This is a genomic window from Ruegeria sp. YTSC230 (assembly GCF_059609665.1).
Genome location: NZ_JBXWMC010000006.1, coordinates 49,247 through 76,245, shown reverse-complemented (window position 1 = coordinate 76,245; position 26,999 = coordinate 49,247). Strand labels below are relative to the sequence as shown.

At 54.4% G+C, this 26,999-nt stretch carries 23 protein-coding genes, 1 tRNA gene and 1 pseudogene; 16 read left to right on the top strand and 9 right to left on the bottom strand.

What is annotated here, in order from left to right; genetic code table 11:
- Positions 1 to 3: 3 nt before the first annotated feature.
- The 3 genes from nirB to AC2FD9_RS13095 are packed head-to-tail and all read left to right on the top strand — an operon-like array spanning position 4 to position 5,428.
- On the top strand, positions 4 to 2,439 hold the full coding sequence (nirB, locus tag AC2FD9_RS13105) for a nitrite reductase large subunit NirB (RefSeq protein WP_496837257.1): 2,436 nt from the start codon (positions 4 to 6) through the stop codon (positions 2,437 to 2,439).
- Complete coding sequence (gene nirD / locus AC2FD9_RS13100; RefSeq protein WP_282120617.1) at positions 2,436 to 2,768, top strand: nitrite reductase small subunit NirD; 333 nt, start codon at positions 2,436 to 2,438, stop codon at positions 2,766 to 2,768. The genes nirB and nirD overlap by 4 nt, the downstream gene beginning before the upstream one ends.
- Positions 2,768 to 5,428: a molybdopterin-dependent oxidoreductase gene (locus AC2FD9_RS13095; RefSeq protein WP_496837256.1), complete on the top strand. Its 2,661-nt coding sequence runs from the start codon at positions 2,768 to 2,770 to the stop codon at positions 5,426 to 5,428. The genes nirD and AC2FD9_RS13095 overlap by 1 nt, the downstream gene beginning before the upstream one ends.
- A gap of 1,056 nt (positions 5,429 to 6,484) precedes the next feature.
- On the opposite strand, the gene AC2FD9_RS13090 is transcribed toward AC2FD9_RS13095, so the two are convergent.
- From AC2FD9_RS13090 to AC2FD9_RS13080, 3 genes are read right to left on the bottom strand one after another with little or no spacing between them, the layout of a single operon-like run.
- On the bottom strand, positions 6,485 to 7,819 hold the full coding sequence (locus AC2FD9_RS13090; RefSeq protein WP_496837255.1) for a sensor histidine kinase: 1,335 nt from the start codon (positions 7,817 to 7,819) through the stop codon (positions 6,485 to 6,487).
- Entirely contained in the window at positions 7,819 to 8,478 is a 660-nt protein-coding gene (locus tag AC2FD9_RS13085) for a response regulator (protein WP_058278674.1), read from the bottom strand. Before AC2FD9_RS13085 ends, AC2FD9_RS13090 begins: the two co-directional genes overlap by 1 nt.
- Positions 8,479 to 8,515: 37 nt before the next feature.
- Positions 8,516 to 9,115: a PepSY domain-containing protein gene (locus tag AC2FD9_RS13080; RefSeq protein WP_496837253.1), complete on the bottom strand. Its 600-nt coding sequence runs from the start codon at positions 9,113 to 9,115 to the stop codon at positions 8,516 to 8,518.
- 206 nt (positions 9,116 to 9,321) lie between these two features.
- Between AC2FD9_RS13080 and AC2FD9_RS13075 the strand changes: the two genes are divergently transcribed.
- Positions 9,322 to 10,539 carry a hypothetical protein gene (locus AC2FD9_RS13075; RefSeq protein WP_496837251.1) on the top strand — a complete coding sequence of 406 codons (1,218 nt, stop codon included), beginning with the start codon at positions 9,322 to 9,324 and terminating at the stop codon, positions 10,537 to 10,539.
- A 201-nt stretch (positions 10,540 to 10,740) separates the two neighbouring features.
- Here AC2FD9_RS13075 and AC2FD9_RS13070 read toward each other — a convergent pair whose 3' ends face one another.
- Both AC2FD9_RS13070 and AC2FD9_RS13065 read right to left on the bottom strand, forming a co-directional pair.
- Positions 10,741 to 10,929 carry a hypothetical protein gene (locus AC2FD9_RS13070; protein ID WP_282120596.1) on the bottom strand — a complete coding sequence of 63 codons (189 nt, stop codon included), beginning with the start codon at positions 10,927 to 10,929 and terminating at the stop codon, positions 10,741 to 10,743.
- 316 nt (positions 10,930 to 11,245) lie between these two features.
- On the bottom strand, positions 11,246 to 12,088 hold the full coding sequence (locus AC2FD9_RS13065) for a helix-turn-helix transcriptional regulator (RefSeq protein WP_496837249.1): 843 nt from the start codon (positions 12,086 to 12,088) through the stop codon (positions 11,246 to 11,248).
- 505 nt (positions 12,089 to 12,593) lie between these two features.
- Between AC2FD9_RS13065 and AC2FD9_RS13060 the strand changes: the two genes are divergently transcribed.
- The 9 genes from AC2FD9_RS13060 (at position 12,594) to AC2FD9_RS13020 (ending at position 21,212) form a co-directional block, all read left to right on the top strand.
- Positions 12,594 to 12,785 carry a Flp family type IVb pilin gene (locus AC2FD9_RS13060; RefSeq protein ID WP_282171115.1) on the top strand — a complete coding sequence of 64 codons (192 nt, stop codon included), beginning with the start codon at positions 12,594 to 12,596 and terminating at the stop codon, positions 12,783 to 12,785.
- A gap of 170 nt (positions 12,786 to 12,955) precedes the next feature.
- Positions 12,956 to 13,915, top strand: coding sequence for a Flp pilus assembly protein CpaB (gene cpaB / locus AC2FD9_RS13055; protein WP_282171114.1), 960 nt, complete (start codon positions 12,956 to 12,958; stop codon positions 13,913 to 13,915).
- A gap of 9 nt (positions 13,916 to 13,924) precedes the next feature.
- Positions 13,925 to 15,460 (top strand): pilus assembly protein TadG-related protein, encoded by a 1,536-nt coding sequence (locus AC2FD9_RS13050; protein WP_282171113.1) that lies wholly within the window; start codon positions 13,925 to 13,927, stop codon positions 15,458 to 15,460.
- Between the two features lie 14 nt (positions 15,461 to 15,474).
- Positions 15,475 to 15,972: a TadE/TadG family type IV pilus assembly protein gene (locus AC2FD9_RS13045; RefSeq protein WP_282171112.1), complete on the top strand. Its 498-nt coding sequence runs from the start codon at positions 15,475 to 15,477 to the stop codon at positions 15,970 to 15,972.
- Entirely contained in the window at positions 15,969 to 16,616 is a 648-nt protein-coding gene (locus tag AC2FD9_RS13040; protein ID WP_282171111.1) for a TadE/TadG family type IV pilus assembly protein, read from the top strand. Before AC2FD9_RS13045 ends, AC2FD9_RS13040 begins: the two co-directional genes overlap by 4 nt.
- Complete coding sequence (locus tag AC2FD9_RS13035) at positions 16,613 to 17,842, top strand: CpaE/TadZ family protein (RefSeq protein ID WP_282171110.1); 1,230 nt, start codon at positions 16,613 to 16,615, stop codon at positions 17,840 to 17,842. The genes AC2FD9_RS13040 and AC2FD9_RS13035 overlap by 4 nt, the downstream gene beginning before the upstream one ends.
- Positions 17,843 to 17,854: 12 nt before the next feature.
- Entirely contained in the window at positions 17,855 to 19,246 is a 1,392-nt protein-coding gene (locus AC2FD9_RS13030; protein ID WP_058278683.1) for a TadA family conjugal transfer-associated ATPase, read from the top strand.
- Entirely contained in the window at positions 19,243 to 20,211 is a 969-nt protein-coding gene (locus AC2FD9_RS13025) for a type II secretion system F family protein (RefSeq protein ID WP_058278684.1), read from the top strand. Before AC2FD9_RS13030 ends, AC2FD9_RS13025 begins: the two co-directional genes overlap by 4 nt.
- On the top strand, positions 20,142 to 21,212 hold the full coding sequence (locus AC2FD9_RS13020) for a type II secretion system F family protein (protein WP_158507058.1): 1,071 nt from the start codon (positions 20,142 to 20,144) through the stop codon (positions 21,210 to 21,212). The genes AC2FD9_RS13025 and AC2FD9_RS13020 overlap by 70 nt, the downstream gene beginning before the upstream one ends.
- Before the next feature lie 917 nt (positions 21,213 to 22,129).
- Here the strand turns inward: AC2FD9_RS13020 and AC2FD9_RS13015 are convergent.
- From AC2FD9_RS13015 to AC2FD9_RS13000, 4 genes are all read right to left on the bottom strand, one after another.
- Positions 22,130 to 22,206: transfer RNA gene (locus tag AC2FD9_RS13015), tRNA-Arg, on the bottom strand.
- 64 nt (positions 22,207 to 22,270) lie between these two features.
- Complete coding sequence (locus tag AC2FD9_RS13010; protein ID WP_496837245.1) at positions 22,271 to 23,653, bottom strand: ATP-binding protein; 1,383 nt, start codon at positions 23,651 to 23,653, stop codon at positions 22,271 to 22,273.
- Positions 23,654 to 23,671: 18 nt separating this feature from the next.
- Complete coding sequence (locus tag AC2FD9_RS13005) at positions 23,672 to 25,090, bottom strand: dihydrolipoyl dehydrogenase family protein (RefSeq protein WP_496837244.1); 1,419 nt, start codon at positions 25,088 to 25,090, stop codon at positions 23,672 to 23,674.
- A 4-nt stretch (positions 25,091 to 25,094) separates the two neighbouring features.
- Entirely contained in the window at positions 25,095 to 25,826 is a 732-nt protein-coding gene (locus tag AC2FD9_RS13000; protein WP_432653424.1) for a TVP38/TMEM64 family protein, read from the bottom strand.
- Between the two features lie 296 nt (positions 25,827 to 26,122).
- On the opposite strand from AC2FD9_RS13000, the gene rpmH reads away from it, so the two are divergent.
- The 3 genes and pseudogenes from rpmH (at position 26,123) to yidD (ending at position 26,945) form a co-directional block, all read left to right on the top strand.
- Positions 26,123 to 26,257: a 50S ribosomal protein L34 gene (gene rpmH, locus AC2FD9_RS12995; protein ID WP_005632162.1), complete on the top strand. Its 135-nt coding sequence runs from the start codon at positions 26,123 to 26,125 to the stop codon at positions 26,255 to 26,257.
- Between the two features lie 25 nt (positions 26,258 to 26,282).
- Positions 26,283 to 26,709 (top strand): annotated as a pseudogene (gene rnpA, locus AC2FD9_RS12990) (ribonuclease P protein component).
- Positions 26,706 to 26,945, top strand: coding sequence for a membrane protein insertion efficiency factor YidD (gene yidD / locus AC2FD9_RS12985; protein WP_282171074.1), 240 nt, complete (start codon positions 26,706 to 26,708; stop codon positions 26,943 to 26,945). The pseudogene rnpA and the gene yidD overlap by 4 nt, the downstream one beginning before the upstream one ends.
- Positions 26,946 to 26,999 lie beyond the last annotated feature (54 nt).

Here is a 26,999-nt window from a genome sequence, read left to right as displayed (position 1 = left end):
ATCATGAAGCAAAGACTAGTTGTTATAGGCGCAGGCATGGCCTCGGGTCGGGTGCTGGAACACCTGACCGACGCCGCACCGGATGCGTTCGAAATCACCCTGTTCAACGCTGAGCCACGCGGGAACTACAACCGCATCATGCTCAGCCCGGTTCTGTCGGGTGAGAAGACCTATGAAGAGATCGTCACCCATGACGACACTTGGTATGCCGAGCGGGGCATCTCCTGCCGCTTTGGAGAGAAGGTGGCCAAGATCGACCGTGAGATGAAGGTGGTCGAGGGCGAGAACGGACATGTTCCATACGACAAGCTAGTCGTCGCGACCGGGTCGAACCCGTTCATCATCCCTTTGCCGGGGCATGATCTGGATGGTGTGATCGCCTATCGCGATTTGGAAGACACGCAGCAGATGATGGGCATGAGTCCGGAAAACAAGGTCGTCGTAATTGGCGGTGGTTTGCTGGGGCTCGAGGCCGCTGCAGGGATGGTCGCGCATGGTGTTGACGTCACCGTTGTCCACATAATGGGCCACCTGATGGAGCGTCAACTGGACGAAGCCGCAGGCTACCTGCTGAAGAAGTCGCTGGAAGACAAAGGCATCAAGATCTGCCTGCAGGCGAACTCCAAGGAAATTCTGGGGCAGGACGGAAAGGTTCGCGCGCTGCTTCTGGACGACGGGACCGAACTGCCCTGTGACCTGCTGGTTATGGCGGTGGGTATCCGTCCCAACACGGCGCTGGCGCACGAGGCCGGGCTGGCCGCCGGTCGCGGCATCCATGTGGATGATCAAATGCTGACCTCGGACCCGGATGTCTATGCCGTGGGTGAATGCGTCGAACATGGCGGAGAGATCTTTGGCCTTGTCGCTCCGCTCTACGATCAAGCGAAAGTGGCGGCGCGTGCTCTGTTGGAAGAAGACGCCGCATTCGCGCAGAAAACCCTCTCGACCAAGCTGAAGGTCACGGGCTGCGATCTGTTCAGTGCCGGCGATTTCGCTGACGGGCCGGGGCGTGAAGACATCGTGTTTCGCGACCCTTCGCGCGGCGTCTACAAGCGCCTCGTTATCGAAGAGGATCGGCTGGTTGGTGCTGTCATGTATGGCGACACCGCCGATGGTAGCTGGTTCTTCGGGTTGATCAAGGACGGCACCAGCATCGACGAGATGCGTGAGACGCTGATCTTCGGCCCGGCCTATCAGGGGGGCGACACCGCGGACCCTCTCTCAGCCGTTGCAGCATTGCCGCCTGAGGCGGAGATTTGCGGCTGCAACGGCGTATGCAAAGGCGAGATTGTCGAGGCGATCAACGCAGGTGCCGACGATCTGGGCGCGGTACGTGCAGGCACCAAGGCGAGTGCTTCCTGCGGCACCTGTACTGGACTGGTGGAACAGGTGTTGCAGGTGACGCTGGGTGACGACTTCCAAATGCCAACCGCGCAACCGATCTGCGGTTGCACCGACCTGACGCATGAGGATGTACGTCGTCTGATCAAGGGGCAGGAACTGAAAAGCCAGGCCGCTGTCTGGCAGGAACTCAGCTGGACCACGCCCAACGGCTGCCATGTTTGCCGCCCGGCGATTAACTATTATCTACTGGCGGATTGGCCGCTGGAATACCAAGACGACCCGCAAAGCCGCTTCGTCAATGAACGCAAACACGCCAACATTCAGAAAGACGGCACATTCAGTGTCGTGCCCCGAATGTGGGGAGGGATCACGACACCGGAAGAGCTGCGCGCCATTGCCAATGCTGCCGATAAGTACGACGTGCCAACCGTCAAAGTCACGGGCGGTCAGCGCATCGACCTGCTGGGCGTAAAGGGTGTGGACCTGCCTGCGATCTGGTCGGATCTGAACAAGGCTGGTCTGGTCTCGGGCCATGCCTATTCCAAGGGTCTGCGCACGGTCAAAACCTGCGTCGGCACGGATCATTGCCGGTTTGGCACGCAGGACAGTACAGGCCTGGGGATCAAGCTGGAGAAGACCCTGTGGGGGGCGTGGACGCCGCACAAGCTGAAGCTTGCCGTGTCAGGCTGCCCGCGCAACTGCGCCGAGGCGACGTGCAAGGATATCGGCGTGGTCTGCGTGGATTCGGGCTATCAGATCAGCATCGGCGGTGCCGCAGGCATGGACGTAAAAGAGACCGAGTTGCTCTGCCAAGTCTCCACCGAGGACGAAGCAATCGAGGTCGTGATGGCCGTCACCCAAGCCTATCGCGAAGGCGGCAAGTATCTGGACCGCTTGTACAAATGGTTGGGCAAGGTTGGCATGGACTGGGTCAAAGCTCAGGTCGTGGACGATCTTGAAAACCGCGCTGCTTTGGTCGCCCGGTTCGAACTGTCGCAAAGCATCTACCGCAAAGACCCGTGGGCCGAACACGTCAAAGAAAAAGCGCAGACCTACGCGCCGATTGCAGATTTTACATTGGAGGCCGCGGAATGAGCTGGATCGACATCGGACATATTGATGAGGTGCCGGTGCGCGGAGCGCGTCTGGTGAAAACCCATATCGGCTGTATCGCCGTCTTCCGCACTGCCGAGGCGGAAGTATTCGCCGCGACCAACAACTGTCCGCATAAGGGCGGCCCATTGTCCGAGGGCATCGTCCACGGCCAGTCAGTCACCTGTCCGCTACACAACTGGGTCTTTGACCTGAACACGGGCGAAGCTAAAGGCGCGGATGATGGCAGCATCACCACCTATCCGGTGCGTCTTGAAGACGGTCGTATCCTATTGGACGACAGCGCGGTTTCCCGGCGGAGCGCGGCCTGATGGACGGAAGTGGTCTGCCCGAAGTTCGCTCGACCTGCGCGTATTGCGGCGTTGGCTGCGGCGTGCTTCTGCGACCAGATGGAGTTGGAGGGCTGACTGTCCGGGGCGACCCGGATCATCCAGCGAACCATGGTCGTTTGTGCTCGAAAGGGTTGGCTTTGGGTGAAACCGTGGGGTTGGAACACCGGTTGCTGGCTCCTCGCGCCTTTGGTCAGGACACCAGCTGGGATAACGCGTTGCAACTGATTGCAGACCGGTTCTCTGCCGCGATAACTGAACACGGGCCGGACAGCGTCGCTTTTTACGTCTCGGGGCAGTTGCTGACCGAGGATTACTATGTCGCCAACAAACTGATGAAAGGCTTTATGGGCTCGGCGAATATCGACACCAACTCTCGGCTTTGTATGGCATCTACAGTGGCAGGGCACAAACGCGCTTTCGGCACAGATACGGTGCCTGGAACCTATGAGGATCTGGATCAGGCTGACCTGGTTGTGCTGGTCGGCTCGAACCTCGCTTGGTGCCATCCTGTGCTCTATCAACGGGTCATAGCTGCGCGTCAGGCGCGCGGAACGAAGATTGTGGTTATTGATCCACGTCGAACAGCAAGCTGCGATCAAGCCGATCTCCATCTGGCGCTTCAACCGGGCAGCGACGTCGCATTGTTCAACCGATTGTTGGCCAGAATTCACCAAACCGGGCATGTGTCTGCGGAATTTCTGGATCGCAGCGTTGGGTTCAATGAGGCCGTCGAGCTGGCACAGCTTGACGATCCTGATGAGACGGGGCTGCGCCCTGGTGAGATTGAAGCTTTCTGCGATCTATGGATCGGTACCGAGCGCGTTGTGACGATCTTTAGTCAGGGTGTGAACCAGTCTTCTAGCGGAACCGACAAGGTCAACGCGATACTGAACTGCCATTTGGCCACCGGACGGATCGGTCGCCCGGGGATGGGTCCGTTTTCAGTCACCGGTCAGCCAAACGCCATGGGTGGTCGAGAGGTGGGCGGCTTGGCCAACATGCTCGCCTGTCATTTGGATATCGAAAACAAAGCCCACAATTCAGCCGTCCGGAATTTCTGGAAAGCACCCAACATGCCACAGAAGCAGGGGCTCAAAGCGGTTGACTTGTTTCGCGCTGTCGAAAGCGGCCAGATCAAAGCACTGTGGGTCATCCACACCAATCCGGCGGCCACTATGCCAGATGCAGACCGAGTGAAGGCGGCCATCGAAAGCTGTCCATTCACAGTTGTCAGCGACCTGACCGACAGAACAGATACCGCGCGTGTCGCAGACATATTGCTGCCAGCAGCGGGTTGGGGCGAAAAAAGCGGTACAGTGACCAATTCAGACCGCACGATCAGCAGACAACGCGCCGTTTTGGCGCCTCCGGGACAAGCGCGCGCGGATTGGGATATTTTGGCCGAAGTGGGCCGCCGCATGGGCTGGACAGAAGCATTCAGCTATAAAACCCCAGCACAGGTTTTTCGAGAATACGCTAAGATGACTTCGCTCGCTGTATCATTTGGCAAGGATCTGGATATTACAAATTTTTCGGACCTTGATGACGAAGACTATGAAGCGCTGAGCGCAACACGGTGGCCGACGACATCTCGTAAATCAGATGGCCGTTTTTTCGGCGATGGGCAGTTTTTCCATCCTGATGGCAAAGCACGTTTTGTGCCTGTTACCCATCGTCCACCTAAGGCGACGACTTCTGAACAATTTCCGTTTCTTTTGAACACGGGACGAAACAGGGACCAGTGGCACACCATGACAAGGTCCGGGTTGTCGCCGCGCCTGTCTGCCCATCTTGCCGAGCCTTATGTTGACGTTAACCCCAACGACGTTGATCGATTGGGCCTTAGTGCCGCAGATTTGGTTGAACTCAACAGCTCAGTTGGAAGCGGTATATTTCGGCTTCGCATCACGGAGTCTGTGGCACCAGGTCAAGTGTTTGCGCCAATTCACTGGACGGCCGAAACGGCCCCATCAGCCTGTGTGGATGCGCTTGTTCCAAGTGTGACTGATCCGATTTCAGGACAGCCGGAAAGTAAGTCAACAGCGGTATCTGTAAAACCTATGCATGCCGCGTGGTACGGCTTTGCCGTTTCAGTTGACGCGGCGGCCCCTGGCTCAGAGTACTGGGCAACTGCCAAAACACCCAACGGCTACAGGATGGAGTTGGCAGGCATGCAGATCATAGACAATTGGGAAAGCACTGCCCGCGAATGGTTTGGGCTACCGGATGCCGAGGCCACCGTAGTAGAAGATCCAAAGAGGGGCTCGTACAGAATAGCAATGACAGACGGGCAGCGCGTATTGGCAGCGCTCTTCGTCTCGCGCCAACCTATCACATTGATGCGAGACTATTTGGCAAGCTTTCCCAAGGTGACGCCTCAGCAGATTTTGTCTGGCCGTTCCTCTGCGTCTTCAGAAGATTGCGGACCAATTGTCTGTTCCTGTTTCGAAGTCGGGCTAAAAACCATCATCCGTGCCATTCATGACCAACATATGATCAGTGTGGACGATATCGGAGATACCCTTCAGGCTGGAACGAATTGCGGGTCTTGCCGGCCAGAGTTGGCAGACTTGCTCACCGAGCATTCGAAATCAATCCGCAACAAACAGAAGAACTGCCGGCAAGAACAATCCGCGTAGATTCAAGGTTCCTTTGAACGGTACTGCGGTCCGCTATGATTGGTTTTCAAAGCCAGCGCAGGTTCCATTCATCTATAGAACAGATCAAATTGGGCCTTCCTAACCGGTTCGAACAACTTGGTCAGACGATGGCTTCGCCCGTGCTCCAGACCAACACTCGCGTCCCAGTTTCGCGTTTGCGGCGAATGTCTCCTCTGACGCGCCGCACAACGGCTAAGGCGACCGCAACCGAACGGCAGGTTAGGGCCGAATGTCACTTTCGCTATTAGGTAATTTAATGATCGCCAATAGTAGCTATCACCCTTCACGCCGCTTTCCTTTCGCGGGCCAGCGGGATTTGGACAAGCCAAACGCCCTTGGCCGTCAGGGTGAGGGCGCTGCCCTCCCCCTCGGGTAAGGGCCGTATCCTCGGCTGTGCCTGCGGGCCGCACCACCCCTGTCGAATAGCGTTGCCTTGCCCCCTTCCGCGTTCGCCACGTGGCAGATTAGCAGGAACAGGCAGCTTCGCTGTCTGACCTACAAATCAGCTCTGATTTTCCGAAAGGGAAGTCAGAACAAATCAAACTGCGTGCGGGAGCATAAAATGGGAACGGTGTGTTAGTTGATGACGCAAAGGTCAAATTCAACTGATGTCCAACGTTGGGGGGCGCCTTCGGATGTCGAACGTTCACCTAGTTTCTGGTCCAACTATGACGATTGGGTCAGGTTCGTGTGACGTTCAACAGGAAATGTGGAACGTCACTGACCTTTGACTCAATCGATTGTCAAAACCTCAATAAATCAGTGAATCGCGTCATTCAATTCTGACCCAAACGTCAAGCATTTCTGACCCAAATTGAATGGCGGCCATTCATCGACGCTGCAGCCAATATCTCAAGGAAAGCACAACAACATCAAGAGACCCCACAGCGCACTGGGCTATCGCCCACCAGCCCCGGAAACTATAATCCCAATGGATCAGAGGCCAACAATGCACTAACAATCAAACTGGACCAGTCAGATGAGGCTGCTCAGAAATCCACACATTGAGCCACTCATTCTCTGAGCCGTCGCCGCTTATGACTTGGTTGGAATCACCACCCGACCGCTTAATCCTCCAAGCGAGACAGATTTTCCCAAGTCAAAGTGCGCACCATATGCATTGAGAAGATCAACCGCTATTGCCAGCCCCAGCCCGCTGCCTCTCACCGAAGTGTCAAGCCGCCCACCAGAGCGCAATGCTTCGCGTATTGCGTCCTCTGGAATACCCGGCCCGTCATCTTCGATACAGATCTCGACGCAGTATTCCCGACGTTTCGCAGCCAGTCTTACTTGGCCGCGACACCATTTGACTGCGTTATCCAACAAGTTTCCAAGAACCTCTTCGATATCTTGCGTATCCATGCGCACCCAGAGTTCGGGGTCGCTTTTGACGTCCAGCTTTTTGCCTTCTCTTTCGGCAATCGTTGAAAACAGCCGTGCGAGACGTTCGACTGAGTGTGAAATATCCGTGCGCGAATGCGTCAACTCAGCTGTGTTTAGAGCTCGGATGCGCGCGAGTGACCGACCGAGTTGAGCGTCGATTCGATCAAGAGCTTCGTCAGCGATATTTGTGTCGACGCCGGACTGGGACATAGCCTGCAATTCATTTCTCAGAATAGTGGCAGGTGTTTTCAAAGCATGTGCCAGATCAGCGGCTTGCCTGCGTGATCCGGACACAATGTCCCTATTGCGACGCAAAAGCTGATTCAAGTCATCAACCAAAGGGGCCACTTCCTCCGGATAATCCTTTGGTTTCAGGTCGTCATCAGCGTCCCAACGATAAGCCACATCCCTGCGCAATTTACGAAGAGGCCCCAGGATGACAGACATCAGCATCAATGAGCTCGCAACGCCGATCAGGCCAACCAACCCAAACACTGGCAGAAGACTGCGCTGTGCCGCCTGTCTTTCGTTGACCAATTGCGCCTGGCTTTCAGCAACACTTATGCCCCAGACAGTGTCATCTTCGAAGGTAATCTGTTGGTACGCGCTGCGCAGCGCTTCGCCCTCGGGGCCCGAAGTGTTCCAAAGGGTTGCGTTTTCTGAGGCGTTGGGTGGCTCGGCGATTGTTTCATCAAACAGAGACGCCGACGTGAAAACCTCTCCGTCGCCGCTGGTGACCTGCCAGTATCTGCCGGAATATGGCGCACTGTATGCCGGATCAAACATGAGATCACGCAGGGCATCCGGGTCTTGGGTCGTGACGCTCAGCCCGACAACAAGCTGGGTGTGGCGATCTAGAAGCGTGGCGTCGAACCTGTTTGAAACTCGGGAATCGATGAATGAAAACACCGCGAGTGTGCCCACGCCAACCGACAAGGCCCCGGACGCAATCCCCCCAAGCAATGCCCGTTGACGCAATGACAACATCAGAGTGAATCGATCATGTATCCGCGACCCCGAACCGTCGTGATCAGGTCAGGTCCCAACTTGTTACGCAGTCGGTTTATGAAAACCGCGATGGTATTCGAGTCCCGGTCACCATTGTATTCGTAGATATGCTCTGAAAGCTCGGATCTTGGAATCAGGCGACCGGCGTTATGGGCCAGGTAAGTCAGAACAGCAATCTCCTGGGCGGTTAAATCGATCGGAACACCTTCAACAGTCACCCGTCCATTACGTGTATCAAGAATGACGTTGCCCATCTCGATAATGGGGTTAAGCTGCCCACTCTGACGGCGCAAGATGGCGCGGACACGCGCGGCCAGCTCGGGCAAATGGAATGGTTTGGTCATGTAATCATCCGCACCAGCATCCAACCCGTCGACCCGTTCGCTCCACCCATCACGTGCCGTCAGGATCAATACCGGAGTTTTTACGCCTGCGCTGCGCCAGTCGCGCAAAACAGAGATGCCATCGCGTTCCGGAAGCCCGAGATCGAGGATGATCATATCATATGGTTCGGTAGTTCCCAGATGCTGGGCGTCAATGCCATTGTGGACGATATCGACCACTCGGCCTTCAGCGTTCAGCAGCTTTTTGATCTGCTCACAAAGGTGCGGTTCATCTTCAGCGAGTAATACTCTCATACTTTTTTCTATAGGCCTGCGACCGAAATTATAACCACTATTTTTTGCCACCACCATTACCGTTGCCGCCGGAGTTGCCGTTACCGTTGCCACCGCTGTTGCCGTTGCCGCCAGAGTTGCCGTTGCCACCGGAGTTGCCGTTGCCGCCAGAGTTACCATTGCCGTTGCCGTTACCGTTGCCGCCAGAGTTACCGTTGCCGTTGCCGCCGGAGTTGCCGTTACCATTGCCGCCGCTATTGTTGCTCTGATTGCCCTTACTGCTGGCCTGTCCTTGCGAGTTGGATTTGGCAGAATTGCCGGGTGTGGACTTGGCTGCATTGGAAATCTGGCGTCCGATATTTGAACGATTGGGCACAACCACACCGGTTTGAGCATTCACGATAACACTGATGATCTTGCCGTTGGGTTTCTTTACAAGGATCCGATAGTAGACCTTGTCAGTCTGAAACGCACGCGCATCAACCGGCGTTCCGCCAAAGACTCTTTCAACGCCTTTAAGAACCCTCTTCAACCTGATGGTGCTGCCCGACGTTGTCACTTTGCGCAATTCGGACTGCTTTAGTTCGCGCACAGCAGCATGCCCGTCCCCGACTTGGAGAAAGGCGAACAGACAAGCGATGATAAAAAAATTTCTCATCCTCAGTACTCAATATCGCGTAACTGCGCCTCAATTCTACAGATTTTAAGATGAACTGGCGATGAACGGCCGGTTCGTCGCAGGTTCAACGATAATGGGCTTAAATCTGTCAGTTAGTTCCTGATTCCGGCACGCACACTCGTGCTGTCATTTTTCTACGCATTTCATCGTGTGTGGAAATTCGCATTTAACAAACGAGGACCGTCATGAAGATCAAAACGACCGGCCTAATGAAAGCCTCTGCAATAGCAATCGCTTTGCTGGGATCTACTGCAATTATTGGGGCGTTCACATTCCCCGATACCGCCTATGCCAAGCAAGGCAATGGTAACGGCGGTGGCAATGGTAACGGCGGTGGCAATGGTAACGGCGGTGGCAATGGTAACGGGGGCGACAAAGGCAACAGCGGTGGCAAAGGCCACGGCAGCAGCGCGAGTAGCGGAAAAGATAAAGGTAAAGGATCAACCGCATCCACAAACGGCGCAAGCAAAGCTGCCGGGAAATCTGGTCACAAGTCAAAAGGCTCTGAACGGAGCTCCTCGAAATCTTCCAAGAAGGGTCAATTCTCTCTGAATGGATTGTTTGGCGGCAATAAAAAACAAACTGCCAAGAAGACACAAAGGAAGGGAATTGCCGGCCTGTTCAAAGGTAGCAAGCCAGTCACCACTGCAAAACGAACAAAAACTACTTCAGTTAAGCGGTCTTTGCGCCCGCCAAGCAGGAAAGCAACGATTCTAGAAGATAGTACGCTTGCGCTTGAACCGCGCAACCTCGGCAAGTTGAACGGCGCCACTAACTCCAGCCCCAAGGCAAAGCTCGCGCATATTGCCAACGGTCAGTATATGAAAGGTACGGGGCCGGTCAGCCTTGCAGCAGGCCTTGCCGTTGCGGACACCAAATTCAATCACATCATGGGTGAAAACAACACGTTGAGTCCCAAAGACGTGAAAGAAATCAACGCAGCGCTGGACTACTTGGACGAAGCCCCCCTGTCCCTGGAAGAAGCCGAGGATATCCTTGCCAATGAGGAAGCCAACCCTGGGACAACTGATCCTGAAGATTTGGAAGACGCGCAAGCCGTTAAAGATGCGCACGACTTAACCACGGATGAAGATGGTAATCCGATTGATCGACCTACGGAAGATCAGTTGGCGTCCGCAGAAGCCGTGCATCAGGCAGAAGACAACCTTTTGGATCACCACAAGGGCGGGTTTTCAGAAGATGACGCCATCGCAGCGCAGCAGCAAGACAGTGTTCTCGACGCTGTACGAGCCTCTAATCCTGACGAGGAAGCCGTCAAAACCGCTCTTGGCAATTCGTATGACGAAGACAAGTACGATGACGAAGAAGTCAGTATCGATCCGGCCGAAGAAGATCAGACGCCTGATGGAGAGGAAGAGGAAGAACTTGTTAGTAATGGCTAAGTGCTAGGTCAGAAGGGTGTTGGTAAAGACCTGGTCCGCGCCAATATCGCACGGGTTCGCATCATTCCCCAATAACCATTTGGATTCTTTACCCTGCCTCTCACTGTAAAAAAAGCCCGCTCTGATTAGAGCGGGCTTTTGCATTGGTGTTTTCCCGGGTGGGACGTGTCCCTGGAAAACTACAGACGTCTTTATGTAGGGTCAGACGTCCTTTTTTGCTCTTTCAAACTGTTCGCTATTTACGATAGCCGTCAGAGCAATCTCGACAGGCGAGAAACGCCCGCTGCCGGATTTCGTGGTGTTCGACACGCATTTGTGCGCGGTGGAACGTGATGGTTTCATTCGTACAGGAATCGGATCCAAAGCTTTTTCAGTGGCAGACTTAATCATGCTGTTCCCCTTCCAGAGAGCCAAGCGCCCTTAACCGTCTCGGCTCGGTAGAATGAGTATGCGCGATGTTTGTTGAACACTGCGAGAACACATTGTTCATCTTTGGTTAAAGTTGTAGCCGATACGTCAACAATAGTCTAAGTTGCTCTTCGCTGCTCAAATCCCCACTGATGGTTTAAGTAACCCTTGATAGTAGATGAGCAGCAATTGTCGTATTTGGCCTTGCACCATCGCTGTGTAGTTGAACAGACAAAGGAACGTTTTGCCAACCTGTGCGGCTAACTTGGTGCTTTACAGCTATCGCATTCACTAGCCGTCAGCCGATACGTGCTGTTTCAGCATTGTTGGAGCCGCGGTCTGCATCATTTCTTCGATTTAACAAATGCAGCAGTTCAACTTGATTAGAAGCGCCCGTCTTTGAAAAAACTGAACTCAGATGCGACCGAACAGTCGTTGGGCAGACAGTCAGGGCTTCGGAAACCTTTTTGACCGTAAATCCTTCCTTCAACATGGCACAAACCCGAAATTCACACCGGCTCAGGCCTGCTGGGTTTTGAGGACCCAGTATCGGAACACGTTTGTTTCCCGAAACCTCCTTAAGATGGTGATTTCGGCCCTTCTCAAAAATCGCGGAAGCTGAACCAGGCGTTCGATTGCTCCAACCGGACGCTAGTGTCGACGCCATTATGGCCAGTAAGTCCAAATCAAATTGGGCAGGCTTATGCCGGAAATGCAGCTCGATGTGATCCACATGCCCGCCACTCGTATCAAGCGGAACGATGATCACCTCACCCAAATCCTTTAAATCGCCCTCAAGATGTCGTGGTATTGCTGCGTTGTCTGCAATCAATGCATCTGACAATGTCCAAATTGAACCAGCCTTTGCCGTCGCAAAATTGTCACCCAAAACCAGCTCTGCCTGAGTTTGAGATTGAGAGGGCCAGACTTTACCTTCTTCTCTGCAACACCGAGCAACGTATTTTACTTTTCGGTCCAGCTTAAATGTTCGTGCAATTAATGCAGCGTCTGCATTAACCAACTCTATTAATTTTCTTAAAGCTTGTGGAATGGAATTATTACCCGCTAAAGCGTGTGTCCATTCCATAACGAATCTGAAGCTGTTTTGCGCCTGGGCGCTTCTGGGAAAACTGACACTCATTACTCTACCAACCAAATCAGCAAACTTTGCTGGTCAAAATTTCTTTCGCAGCCCCCGCCGCAGTTACAAACTTGTTTAGGTCTCATCAGCTCAGCAACTGGTTTTTGAAGCTTCAAATGAAGATGAACAATAAAGCTTGGCGCCGAACTAGTTACTAATTATCTGAATTTATTACTAAAAATTCAATTTTGTGAAAATTAAACGTCGACATCCGATCGATCCAAAGAACGAGATTTTAGACTACAGTTACCCCTCGAATCACTAAATTGTTTCCAAACATGCTGATTCGAATGAATGTTAAGACCTTGTTAATGCAAGGTTTATTTTTGTCACCTTCAGGTAACTAGTGAAATTAAAAACACACTTTAAAGGTGTATTTTTCCTATTCTTCGCGGAAGGCGGGAATTTTTATCACGGCTACCGTTATTTCAGAGCCAATGCAAAATGTCTGGCTTGCGTTGCGACAAACGCAACGTGGATTTCAATTTAACCTTTCGAGGGAAACATGACCAAATTTATGAAGAAGTTTGTCAAAGAAGAAAGCGGCGCGGCAATTGTTGAATATGGCCTTGCCCTTTTGGTTGTCGCGTCAATTGCGGTTGGTGCGTTCTCGTTTTTGGGAAGTGAAACGGCCAACAACGTTGCCGCAGCTTGTAATGCGCTAAACGCACAAAATGACTGTGCGCCTACTAACTAACAATGACTGCGCACCCGCCGTCTAGGTGGGAACCGATTCTGGGATTGCAAAAAATAACAGTTTTCTGCGCCGCAACGACGCCCTCGCGGCGCAGAAAACACCGCCGGGATTTTCGACAACAAGATATTCCGTTGTTTCGAATTTTTTGAGCGTAACTTTTGGAGACAGAGATGCGTATCAGACCAGTTATTACCACATTATTCGGAATCGCAATTGCTTCGGGCTCTGTGTTCCTGGCGAAAGATCACATTCAATTTAAAACGACTGAACCCAGTGCTACGACGAACACCGATCTTGTTGAGATCTACGTCGCGCGTTCTGAAATTGCATTTGGTCAAACCATAGAAAATCATCACGTCACCACTCACCTTTGGCCCCGCGAGGCGCTGCCCGCCGGTGTATTTACCGAGCTTGGAGTACTTGTTCCGGATAATCACCGACAACTACGCCGCGCTAAGGGGCGGTTCTATCCCGGCGAGGTCATGCTTCAGTCCAAGGTTTCGAACTATGGTGAAAAGGTCACCTTGGTTCAGAAGCTTGGCGAGAACACGCGCGCAATGGCAATCAAGGTCGACGCGGTCACTGCGGTTGGCGGATTTGTCACGCCCGGTGACTGGGTCGACATCGTTCTAACTCAGGGTGCGAGCTCCGAACTGAGCGCTGTAACCATTTTGCAGAAGATCCGGGTGATCGGTGTGGATCAACAGTCCGAAGAACTGAGTGATCAACCCGGGGTCGCGCGCACGATTACGGTGGAAGTGACACCTCAGCAAGGACAGCGCCTGGCTTTGGCTCAAAAAGCCGGGACCCTGAGCCTCACTCTAAGAACGCTGGACGGTGTCGAGGATGAGCCAATGGAAATGGTTCGCCTGCGCGATCTTTTGCAAGAAGAAGGTCCAGCTGAAAAAGTCGAAACTCAACCGACGGTTAGGTTGAATCGCGGCACGGAATCCGAAGTTGTCATCATCCAGAGGAACTCCCGCGGAGCCGAAGAAGCGACAGAGGCGGCGACGACCCCCCAGACGCAATCCAGCAATCAGACGGATGCTTCGTCCACCCCATTAACTGTCAGCCCAGAGATCAAGCCAAAAGCCCGCTCGATCGAAGTCAGCCAGAACTCTGCACAGTAAGTCTGCGCCATGCATTTTAAAGCCAACATATCATTCTTTGTAAGGGACGAACGCGGCACGGTCGCGATCCTTTGGGGCACAGCATTTGTTGCATTTCTCGGTTTCTTTGCGATCACGCTGGATGTTGGCCGATTGAACTCGACCCACGCAGAGTTTCAGTCCTTCGCGGACCACGTAGCCTTGGCAGCCGCTGGTGAGTTGGACGGACAACCCGACGCTATCACCCGCGCAACCAATGCAGCGGCCAACTTGATCAGTGACAGCCAGACATTTGCCAACGGTCCTTCCACGCTTTCGGGCTCGTCGGATTATACGCTTTTGTTTCACTCCGCGCTGCCGGTTTCGGACCTCACGCCGTTGGGCTCAGATGTCACCACCAACCCACGAGAAGCCAAATTTGCGCAGGTCGTGTTAACACCCAAATCCCTTAGCATGAACCTTGCTTCGGCTTTGGACAGAATGTTTGGTGGAAGCGGCATATCGGCCAGCGTTTCGGCCGAGGCCGTTGCCGGTTACTCCAAAGCGGCCTGCGATATCTCACCTTTGATGTTCTGCCTGCCGCCGGATTGGGAAAATACCCTGACCGTCGGCGATCAAATCTTGCTGCGCAGCGGTGGCAACGGAACCGCCTGGGGACCGGGTAACTTTGGGTTTATCGACCTGGCGACATTTGAAGATGCCTCTGGCGTATGTGCGGACGAAGGCGGGAACAAACTTGCCTGCCTCATCGCAGCGCAAAGCCAGATTACGCAATGCGTGTTGACTAATGGTCTGGATACCGAACCGGGTCAGAAGGTCGGAATCACCAATGCGGCGTTCAATGTCCGCTTTGATATTTTCCGCTCCGTGCTTAATGGTGAAAAAAACAACCCGGACTTTGCACCGGCTCCGAACGTCATCAAAGGGATACAGAAAAAGGGGGGTGGTTCCTGCATTCAGGGTAACGAAGAGGTTACGCCTGACACGGTCGCTCTTGGTCGAGACACTTGCATGGCGGCAGGCACATGCGGTGGCAACAACCGGTTCGGAGACGGCGTCTGGGATCGCGCAGGGTATCTTAACCGGAACCATGACCTTGCAGACGGTATCGCAGACGGAATTGGCAGCGATGCTCACCTTCCGGCTCTTAGCGTAAGGGATAGCGTGTTTGCTGGCACAAGATACGGAATGTATCTGCGGGAAATCGCGCACGGCAATAGCAACCCACATTCACCGCCGAACGCAAATTCGATCCTGGACCCTTCGCTTGCGGAAACCGGCCGCCCGATGTGCTCGAACCAAATGTCGACTGACCCGGCCCGTCGTGTCGTAACAGCGGCAGGCATCGATTGTACCCAAAATCCGGTTTCCGGCTCGACCACGGGCGTTCCGGTTACAAAGTTTGTCGCTGTCTTCCTGACTGAACCAGTTGGGGATGATGGCGGCTCGCCACCCAGCTTTGACATCCATGGCGAAGTTGTCGGCTTCCCTGACGTTTCAGGTGTTGGCAGCGGCGGCAATGGGTTCGGCGGTATCTTTCGCGACCTCGTGCAACTGTATCGGTGATGGGACGCAGGATCATGAAAACCCGCCTCACAGACCCCCTCAAACGCTTTGCAAAAAAGGATGATGGCGCGATCCTCGTGGAATTTGGCCTCGTCATGCCAATCATGCTGCTGCTACTGGCCGTCACGCTGGAATCCGCACGCATGATGTGGTCCTACCAATCGGTCATAGCAGGCGTTCGCGACGCCAGTCGCTATCTGTCCAGAGTGACACCCGCAGATATCTGCACCTCTGGAGGCAATGTTGCGGGACTTACTACTACTTTGAAGGGCATCGTCGAGGACGACAAAAATGCCAACAGCCTGTTCCCGCCCAGCATAACGGTCAATTCGGTGACACCCAGTCTGTCCTGTGTATCAGGAACCTATCGGGTCAACCCGGCGCCTGTCGGTACGGTCAGCGCGAACATTACCATTCAATTTCCTTTGGGCGGAATCCTGTCTCTCTTTGGCAACGGGCTGTCTTCGGTGACGACTGACGTTTCGGACACTTCACGGATTTTTGGGCAATGAAAGGTCTGCTTCATATCCACACGCACATGCTTCGCAGAGGGCAGAAAGTTCTTTGGGATCAAAGCGGCGGCGTTCTTGTCGAGTTCGCCATTGTCGTTTCCCTGTTTCTGTTCCTCTTCATGGCGCTACTGGATTTCGGTCGCATGTCCTATAGCATTGCAAATGCTCAGAAAGCCTCGCAACTGGCAGCGCGCATTGCAATCGTTCGACCGCCTGCGTGCCCCGGAGTACCCACGACGCATCAGCGGGGCACCTCTACTTCGTCACCACGGTTTGGCACGTCCTGCAGTGCCTCGGCCGGGGTTTGTGCGGATCCTCAAACCTCTTCGTGTTCGGGTGTCGCAATCAATGCTACGGCCTCGGAAGTCTGGGCGCGGGTTAGCCCGCTTTTGCCTCCGGATGCCACAATAGACAACTTACAGTTTCATTATGACTTCAACCCCAATCTGGGTTTCTTGGGTGGCCCGTATACTCCCATGGTCTCAGTCGAATTGAACCTTAACGATTTTCAATTCGTTTCACCGTTGGCCGCGCTGGCAAATGCCGCGGGCGCAACTAACAGCACAATATCTTCGACAGTCGGTTACTCAAACTTCAGCGTCTCGCTGCCTGCTGAAGACCTTGCATTAGGAGAGTCAGGATGAGAGATCAGAATGTTTTTACACCGAAATCGCAGGCAATTATGCTTGTTTCGGAAAACGAAGAGATCGCGCAGCTGGTTGCGGATGTCTTTCCCGTAAATGAGGAAAATAAAGTCACCAGGAACGGGGCATCGTTTCAGATGTTGAATGGAACTGCCCTCGATCTTGCATTCAAGCACGATCTGGTGATCTTTGAAATCGACCCTGATGACACAGGGGAGCTCCGCGCTATCGAGGCTGTCCTGACGCACCGCGACGATAACACCTTGTTTGTTGCACTCACTCAGAATGATCTGTCGATCACCAAGGCGCGTGAATTGTACAAGATCGGTATTGATGAGGTTTTGCCGCTGTCGATTGATGGCGAAGGTTTGAAAGCCGCAGTCAGTGAGAAACTAAATGCGCGCGCGGTTTCGCGAACCACTATTTCAGACGGTTCTTCGGCGTTGGGCAAGGTGATACCAGTCGCAAAGGCGCGCGGTGGAATCGGAGCTACAACAGTTGCTGTCAACCTCGCTTGCTCGCTTGTCGGCGGGCGGGGATCTTTCTTCAGGAAGTCCGCAAAAAACCGAGTAGCCCTTTTGGATTTTGACCTTCAGTTCGGAAACTCAAATGTTTTTCTAGATCTCGAGGACAACGGCGGGTTCCTTCAACTTATCGAAAACTCTAAGATTCCTGACGATCATTTTCTGTCTTCGATCCTGCAAGAGCATGGGCTTGGCGTCGACGTTCTGTGCGCGCCTGCCCCGATGGTGCCCCTACAATCGATGCGGCCTGATCTGATCGAAGGGATGCTGGACCTTCTGCAACATCGCTATGATTATATTATCATCGACCTTCCCTGCGCCGTCGTTGAATGGGTTGAACCTATTTTCAAACGGGCCACCAAATTGGCTTTGGTTACCGATACTACTGTCCCCTGCGTGCGCCAGGCGCGGCGGTTGATTGATTTCTACCGCGAGGCAAACGTCGGCCTTCCGGTGGAGTTCGTGGTCAACAGAGAGCGGAACACATTGATCAAGCCTTCGCATGTCCGCGAGGCCGAGAAGGTATTGAAGACAAGCCTGAAACACTGGCTGCCCGAGAATTCGAAAGTTGCCAGAAACTCCGTAGATCTTGGACGGCCGATTGTGGACTTGAAGCGGCAAACGGATCTTGGAAAAGCCTTGGCAAAACTGGCCGCTGCGGTCTCGGCTGAAACTCAGCCCGTGGCAACGAAGAAAGCGTAAAAGGAGATCAACGTGTTCAACGAATTTAGATCACGCAAGGTTGCTTCCAAGTCGAATGTGCTGACACTGGATCGACCCATTGACATGCCCACCAAATCCAAGGCGACTCCTGATCCAGTAGATGTCGATCTGCAGGCGCATCTGGAACTCAAAAGCCGCTTGCATGGTGAGCTTCTGGACCGGCTCAATCTTTCGGTTATCGATAAGGTTGAACGATCGGAATTGAAGCGCCAGATCGCATCTTTGGTAACCGGTCTGATTGAGGCTGAAAACCTGCACATGCGCTCTGAGGCTTTCACTGCGCTGGTTGATGAGCTTATTCACGAAGTTATGGGTCTGGGGCCATTGGAGCCGTTGCTGGAAGACCCGACTATCAACGATATTCTCGTAAACTCTTTTGATCAGGTTTACGTCGAACGCTTTGGTCTTCTGGAGCTTTCTACTGTTCGCTTCCGCGATGAACGTCACTTGCTGCGGATTATCGACAAGATCGTCAGCAAAGTTGGTCGGCGTATCGATGAGTCTCAGCCCTGGGTTGATGCGCGCTTGGAAGACGGCAGCCGCGTTAACGCAATTATTCGGCCGTGTTCCGTCGATGGACCAGCTTTGTCAATTCGTAAATTCTCCCGCAACCCTTTAACAATAAAAAAGCTTGTTGATCAGAACAGCATGAATGATCAGGCAGCCAAACTCCTTGCGGCCCTTGTCGAAGCAAGGTTGAATATTCTCATTTCAGGCGGCACTGGCACGGGTAAAACAACCATGCTGAACGCTGTATCGTCGTTTATCGATGGCAATCAGCGTATTGTTACTATCGAAGACGCTGCCGAACTTCAGCTTCAGCAAAGCCACGTTGTTCGTCTTGAAACCCGCCCTCCGAATGCTGAAGGGCAAGGTGTAATCACCCAACGTGACCTAGTTCGCAATGCCCTGAGGATGCGGCCTGACCGCATCATCGTAGGAGAAGTTCGTGGGTCAGAGTGTTTTGACATGCTTCAAGCCATGAATACGGGCCATGACGGGTCTATGACTACCGTTCACGCAAACTCGGCGCGTGATTCACTAAGCCGGGTTGAGCAGATGGTAACAATGCTTGGCACTGACTTGCCGATGAAAACCATCCGATCACAGATTGCTTCGGCGATACAGATTGTACTCCAGCTCAGCCGCCTTAGTGACGGCTCCCGCAGAGTCGTCAGCATTTCGGAAATTACCGGCATGGAAGATGACACAATCACCATGCAGGACATTTTTGTTTTCAAACGTCGCGGCAAGTCGGAGGACGGGCAGATTCTTGGGGAATTCCTGCCTACGGGTATTCGGCCAAAATGCTTCGATCAGTTGGTTGCCGCAGGGGTCAACGTAGATACCAACATGTTTATTCGTGGGGCTATGTCGTTATGATTGACCTGCAACCGAACACCCTGAACATTCTGTTCTACATTTCGATTTTCCTTGGAATTCTTCTTGCATACGAAGGATTACAGCAGCTTTTCCTGCGCAAGGAATCCCTCAGCGAGGCCAGAAACCGGCGCATGAAGCTGATCCAGGGGGGCGCCTCGACCGATCAGGTTCTGCAATTGTTACGCGACCCTGCAATGATGGCTCCTGGCGAAAAACCCAGTTTGATCGCGCGCTTTCGCCGTCTGCTTGTCCAAGCCGGGCTGACGATCAATCCGATCTGGATAGTCCTTGCAGCCACTTGTGTAGCCCTAGCGGCCTTCGTTGCAATATCCCGGCTCCTAGCCCCGGAAATTGCCGCAGTTCTTAGCGGCTTTCTGGCCGTTATTCTCCCGGTGCTGGTACTGATCGCCATGAAGGATGCCCGATCCAGGAAACTGACAAAACAGTTGCCGGATGCATTGGACCTTATGGCCCGTGGCCTGAAGGTCGGACACCCGGTGGCTGTAACGGTCGGGAATGTGGCATCAGATCTTCCGGATCCGATAGGTTCCGAGTTTGGCATTATTCAAGACCAAATTAACTACGGCGACGACGTCGCAACGGCGTTTCAGGATTTCTCGAAACGTGTCGGAACAGAGGACGCAAACTATCTTGCGGTCAGCATCGGTATTCAGCACGGAACCGGCGGCAACCTTGCACGTGTCCTAAGCATTTTGTCCCAAGTCATCCGCGACCGGCAAACCATGCAAAAAAAGATCAAGGCAATCTCTGCCGAGGGCCGTCTTAGCAGCCTTATTCTTACGGTCTTGCCGGTGTTCATCTACTTCTCAATCGAGATGTCCACACCTACGTTCTACGGCGATGTGCGAAACGATCCGCTATTTCCCTATTTCGCGTGTGCGATCATCGGCCTGACAATTGCTCAAGGGCTTATTCTGAAACGGCTCGTAAAGTTCAAATTCTGAGAGGGAGCGGAAAAATGGAATTTATTCAAGGTTTTCTGAACAGCCAAGATCTGCCCCTTCAGTATCTCGTGCTGGGCGGGATCGCCGTAAGCGTATTCTTTGTAATCCTCGGGATTTCCGGCATGACCGCAACTGATGACACGGCTGCACGCCGGATGCGGGTCGGATCAATTTCTCGGGGGCATGGCGCAGATTTCGACCTCATCCAGGGGGATAACAGCGACCCGCACGGTCTTCTAAAGGCTTTTGTGCCCTCGTCGAAACGTGAGCGTTCCAGAATTGGCAGAATGCTTAAGCAGGCTGGTATTCAGCGCAAACACGCCATCCGCACTTTCTATTTGTTTCGTGTGGTTATGGGGTTCGTGCTACCGGCCGCTTTCGTTACGGCGTTGGCATTACCGTTAGAAATTCAGGTTCAGCTTGGTATTGCCAGTCTTTTGCAGAGCATCTCCTGGGTAAATGCATTGCAGATTGTCACCGCGCTGATGGTAGTCGGATTCTACGGCCCTGCTCTGTGGCTGCGGTACCGTATTAGAAAGCGCCGTCAGGCCATTGAACACAGTCTTCCAAATGCGCTGGACCTGTTGCAAGTAGCGATAGAGGCAGGATTAGGATTTGACGCCGCGATGGTGCGTGTGTCGCATGAAATGGCGCACGCAGCACCGGAAATTTCGCAAGAATTCACGATACTCCAACTGGAACTGCAAGCTGGGAAAGAGCGCCAAGCCGCCTTTATGGACATGGCGGAACGCGTCGGCATTGATGAGGTAAACTCTTTCGCGAACGCCTTCCTGCAATCCAACCAATACGGTACCAGCATTTCTGCTTCTCTACGGAGGTTTGCCACCGACATGCGTGTGGATCGCGAACTTCGGGCACAGGAAAAGGCCAACAAACTACCAGTGCAGATGTCAGCTGTTATGGCCATGTGTATGATGCCCGTTCTTCTGCTGATCTGCCTTTCACCGATGGTGATCCGATGGATCAACATGTTTGGGTGAAAGCGAGGAAGACAACAGTTAGAAGTTTGACGTCTATCCGGGCGCTGCCGGTCCGTCACAGAGCCCGGAGTTCTCCAACCCATGGATGTTCGACGCCTCGGCAACAAACCGCGAACGTCGTTGAACGGGTGTTATGTGAAGCGATCTCTGGTTGTATCATCGCCGATCTGGGTCCTTATCACTCCAGTGTCCCAATTCATAAATAACCTGTTTTTTTTCATACGACGTATAAAAGCAAGGTAGTTTATCACCTGATCAACCTCATCCATGTCTCCGGTGGCATAGGTGACTGCAATCATCTTGAACTGAGCCTCTGGATCCTCCGCTACTTTTTCGTCACACCGATAATGTCCGCTATGCGGACTGCGGGTGCAGCAAACGAAGGCAATGGTAAATGGTAAAGGTCCAGTTAGGGCCGGACTGTCACTTTTGCGGTATGACAGAATGAAAAACCGCCAATGGCGGCGGGTCATCCTCCCCGCCGATTTCCTTTCGTGGGCCATCGGGATTTGGACAAGCCAAACGCCCCTGGCCGTCAGGGTGAGGACGCTGCCCTCCCCCTCGGGTAACCCTTTTAGACAGGGCCGTGTCCTCGGCTTTGCCTGCGGGCCGCACCACCCCTGTCGAATAGCGTTGCCTCGCCCCCTCCCGTGTTCGCCACGTGGCAGATCCGCAGGAACAGGCGGCTTCGCCTTCTGGCCTGCAAATCAGCCCTGATTTTCCAAAGAGGAAGTCAGAGCAAACGAAACCGTCTGCGAGAGTCTGAGATTGGGGGAATTGAGTCAGTTTATGACGCAAACGTCAAATTCAACTGATGTCCAACTTCGGGTGCGCCTTCTAGTGTCAAACATTCACTACTTTTCTGGTCCAACTGTGACGGTTGGGTCAGGTTCGTGTGACGTTCAACAGGAAACCAGTGGCGGACCGAGGAGGATTCGAACCCCCGACCCCTTGATTCGTAGTCAAGTACTCTATCCAGCTGAGCTATCGGTCCGCGTTGGTGAGGCGGTATTTAGACCCGGTGTTCGGGACACGCAAGTCGATTCTTCAAAAAGTTTTCAAAAAGTCCCATCGCCCCGCGGAAGCCTGATTTCAAAGGTTGTCCCCTCGGGCCCGGTATGCGCCAGTATCAGGTCTCCGCCATGCCCACGCACCAGCTCCTGCGAGATGGCAAGCCCCAGCCCAGAGCCTCCCTTACGCACCCCACCCTGAAATGGAGTGAACAAGTTCTCACGTGCTTTGGGCGGCAATCCGGGGCCGTCATCCCTGATCTCGACGCACCAGTCGTCTTTATACTCGCAGCCGGCGATCGTGATGCTTCCCGGCTTCCCGGATGCCACCAAGGCCTGACGCGCATTGCGCACAAGGTTCATCATGACACGGAATATCTGCTCTGGGTCTGCCCGGGCCACAAGGTCTTTGGGTACGTCGTTCACGATCTCGACGCAGGCATCTGCAACGGCCAGCTGTTCGCTGGCGACGACATCTGCGGCGACATCGTGCATGCGCACCATGGTCAGTGTCGGCGCAGGTTCTTCTGCGCGTCCGAAGGCCAGCGTGCTTTCGCATAACGACACCGCACGTGTGATCGAGTTCACCAGCTTGGGCGCCATACGCCGCACCAAGGGATCATCGCTGGTCTCAATCCGGTCGGTGAACAACTGTGCCGAAGTCAGTATGTTCCGCAAATCGTGGCTGACCTTGGCCACCGCGCCGCCCAGCTGCGCCAGCCGTTCTCGTTGCTTCAAGGCCTGCGTCAGCTCGGTCTGCAATTGCTGCAGCGCCTCCTCGGCCTCGCGAAGTTCGGTCACTTTGGAGTTGGGCGAGATGATTCCTCGTGCGTCTTCGGGCGCCTCTGCATAGCGCTGCATATAACCAACAACACTTTTGATCGGTTTCACCAAAACGACGCGCACAGCCAAAAACAAAAAGAACGCGGTGATGATGGAAATTACGAAGGACAGCCCCAGAATGCGCAGGCCATAATCTGTCATCGCCATTCGCAGCGGCATGCTCTCTATGGTGACTTCAATCAGCAGACCTGCCCCTTTGACGGGTTCGCCAATAACGCGGATGACTTCGTTCTCAGTAGTGAACAGTCGCGCCAGCGCGTCGCGGATCAACACCCAAGGCCCTGCGTCGCGCAGATCGTAGGTCTTGGTGATCTGTTCCGGAATCGGCGAAGACAGCATAAGCTGGCGCACCTCGTCGCGGCGTAGCACGACGTTATAGACACCAGCGTTGGCCAGCAGTTCGGCCTCAAGGTCTTCGGCCAGCATATCGTCAGCCAGCAGCGCCAATGACGCGATCTGCGCGCGCTCAAGCCGGTTCAGCAGAAAGTCTTCGCGAAAGCGCGCGATTGAAGGAACAAAGATCAAAATCTCGGCCAACATCACGAAGACCGTCGTCAGGATCAGAAATCGGCCCGACAGCGAATTCAATCTGCTCTCCCTTCTTGGCTAGGGCATCCAACGCTGGACGAACCTGACCACTTGTTTAACCATCTGATTCTCAAACAGCCTTGGCGAGAAATAGGCACCCGCCACCCGTTTGTTAAGCTCTCCGATCGTCGGATAGGGCGAAACCATCGCAGCGATCTGACCCATCTTCAGGTTATTGGCCAACGCAAGCGACCACAAGTTGATCAGCTCTCCGGCCTGATGCCCTACGATTGTGGCCCCCACAGGCCGACCCTTTATGACCATGACCTTAATGAACCCTTTGGTTTTCCGCTCAGAGATTGCCCGGTCGTTATGGTGATAGTCAAAGCGCGCGACTTCGACCTTGTCACCATGGTGTTCACGGGCCTGAGCCTCGGTCAGGCCCACCTGCGCCAATTCCGGGTCGGTGTAGGTCGCCCAAGGGATATGTGCGGTTTTTGCCTTCGAGGGCAGGCCAAACAACGCAGAACGGATGATGATCCCTGCGTGATATCCAGCGACATGAGTGAATTGCAGACCACCAGCGACGTCGCCAATGGCGTAAACTCTTCGATTCGTCGTGCGCAGCGCGTCATCGACCTTGATCCCGTTGCGGGTTGGTTCAATCCCGGCAGCCTTTAAGTTCAAACGGTCTGTGTTGGCCTTACGCCCGGCGGCCAACAACAAATGAGACCCCGAATAGATCTCACCCGCCTCGGTCACAATTTCTATGGCCCCTTTGTTGTCGCGAATCTGGGCGACCATAGCCTGTTCATGAATAACCACACCTTCGGCGCGCAAGCTGTCCAGAACGACCGCGGCGGCCTCGCGGTCATCCTTGCCTAGCGCCTTCAGGCCTTCGACAACCGTGACCTTACAGCCCAGTCGGACATGCGCTTGCGCCATCTCCATCCCGATCGGTCCGCCACCAATAATCAAAAGATGTTCAGGCTTGTCGCGCAGGTCAAAGATCGTCTCATTGGTATAGAATGGCACCTGGTCCAATCCCGGAATCGGAGGCACCAAAGGCGAAGAGCCCGTCGCGATCACTATGCGCCGTGCGGTGATCATGTTGTCGCCCGCCTGCACCTGTGTCGGAGAGACGAAACTGCCGAATTCCCGGATCACATTTACGCCGAAACCTTCAAACCGTTCCTGACTGTCCATCGGCTCGATCTGAGCGATAACATCGTGAACGTGGTCTTTGGCGGCGGCGTAGTCGACCTGCGGTACCACGTCAGCCACGCCCAGCGCGGCAGAATGTGCCTGACCATAAGCGGCCTTGCCGCTGGCAATAAGGGCCTTGGAAGGGACGCAGCCGAAGTTGAGGCAATCGCCACCCATCTTGTGACCTTCCAGCAGAATCACATCGGCCCCCATCTGGCTGGCGCCAGCAGCGACTGACAGCCCCCCGGACCCGGCGCCAATCACCAGGATGTCGGTTTTCAATTCTTGCATGATTTCAGCGGTCCTTTCGGCCACGCAGGGATTTGATGACAATTGGCAGCGTGGCCAGCACACACAAGCCGATGATCGGGCCAATCACAAATGGTTCCCATAACAGCGATACATCAGGTGTTTCGCCCCGATCGAACACACCACCCAGCCCGACGCCGATCCATGTGTAGACGATTCCGCCCGGGATAATGCCCAGCGCGGTGGTGATCAGGAAGTTGCGGAACCTCACGCCGACCAGCGCCGGCACTAGGTTGGCCACAAAAAACGGCACAACGGGAACAAGACGCAATAGAAACAGCACCGAGATCTCATTCTCGCGTAACCCGTCTTTCAGTTTCTTGATCGTCCCTTCCGAGGACTCAAGCCGTTTGGTCAGGGATTCGCCCAACCCCCAGCGCGCCGCCAGAAAGATTGCAGAGGCTCCGATGGTTGCCGCAAACACGTTGAACACGGTTCCGGCGAACAGGCCGAAAAGAAACCCGCCGGTCATTGACGCCACTGCGGCACCCGGCAGCGAAAACGCGACGATGACAATGTAAATGCCAACGAAAGCTGCAGCCATTGCCCAATAGTTGGCGTCGCGCCAGGCCAATAGCGCCTCACGATTGTCCCGCAGCGTCTCAAAAGTCAGATAATCACCCAGCGTGAAAAATCCCACCGCAGCGACGGCGAGAATCACCAGCAATGGAATATGCCGCGCCAACCCGTTGCGCGGTGCCTGAGTCGTTTCGCTCATAAGGCTGTCCGGTTTGTTACGTTTCATTCTGACCCCAACATGCGCTGCTTGCGCCCTACGCAACAGGGGCCTCACGCTGCCTTGATGTTTTTGATAGAGAATGTGAGGGTTTGGGGCGATAATCCCGCTGATTTGAAACCTTTTGCCCGACCCGATTACAGAATTGTTGCAAAAGCCACGAAAACCCCCACCTAGGGGTTTGACTTACCCCCCACTACCCAGTAGAGGACGGGCTTCGAACACCACGGGCAGGCGAATCCGCGCTGCACCCGACCGCATAGATTGGAGACGGAGCGATGAAACGCACCTATCAGCCTTCGAACCTGGTTCGCAAACGCCGCCACGGTTTCCGCGCGCGCATGGCCACTAAGGCCGGCCGCAAAATCCTGAATTCGCGCCGCGCACGCGGCCGCAAGTCGCTGAGCGCGTAAACCGCTCACCGATCAGGTTATGAACATGACGCCGCCGGAGGCCCCTCGTGGATGGTAAGAACCAGCCCGGGGAAACGCCCCCGGCGGCGTCCGTTTGCGCGCCTGAAATTTTGACCGTTCTCAGGAAACGATCTGATTTCCTTAAGGCAGCGCGTGCCCGCAGGCAGGGCACCTCCTCGATGATGGTGCAGGCTCGCAAACGTACCCTGGACGAGGCGACCGGAATTCGGGTTGGCTTTACCTGTTCCAAAAAGGTTGGCAATGCCGTAGCACGCAACCGCGCCAAACGCAGGTTGCGCGAGGCCGCGCGGGCTGTTCTGCCCGTCAATGGCCAAGACGGGTGGGATTACGTCCTGATCGGCCGGGCTGAAACGACGGCAGCTCGACCATATGAGGCGCTTCTGGACGATCTGCGATATGCGCTTCGCAAAGTGCACAGCGGGCGGAAATGACCCTCTTCTCTCATATTGTGGCTCTGCCTGTCAGGGCCTATCGGCTGGTCTTCAGTCCCTGGGTTGGCTTCAATTGCCGATACCAGCCCACCTGCTCGGCCTATGCGCTGGAAGCATTGGAAAAGCACGGGGCCATCAAGGGAAGCTGGCTGGCGGCACGGCGGATTGGTCGATGCCATCCCTGGGGCGGTGATGGGTACGACCCCGTGCCAAGCCGCAAGGAAGACGACAGCTGATCTTTATGACCCTCCGTCAGCCTTGACCCATTCGGACATGCGCTGAACACTTGA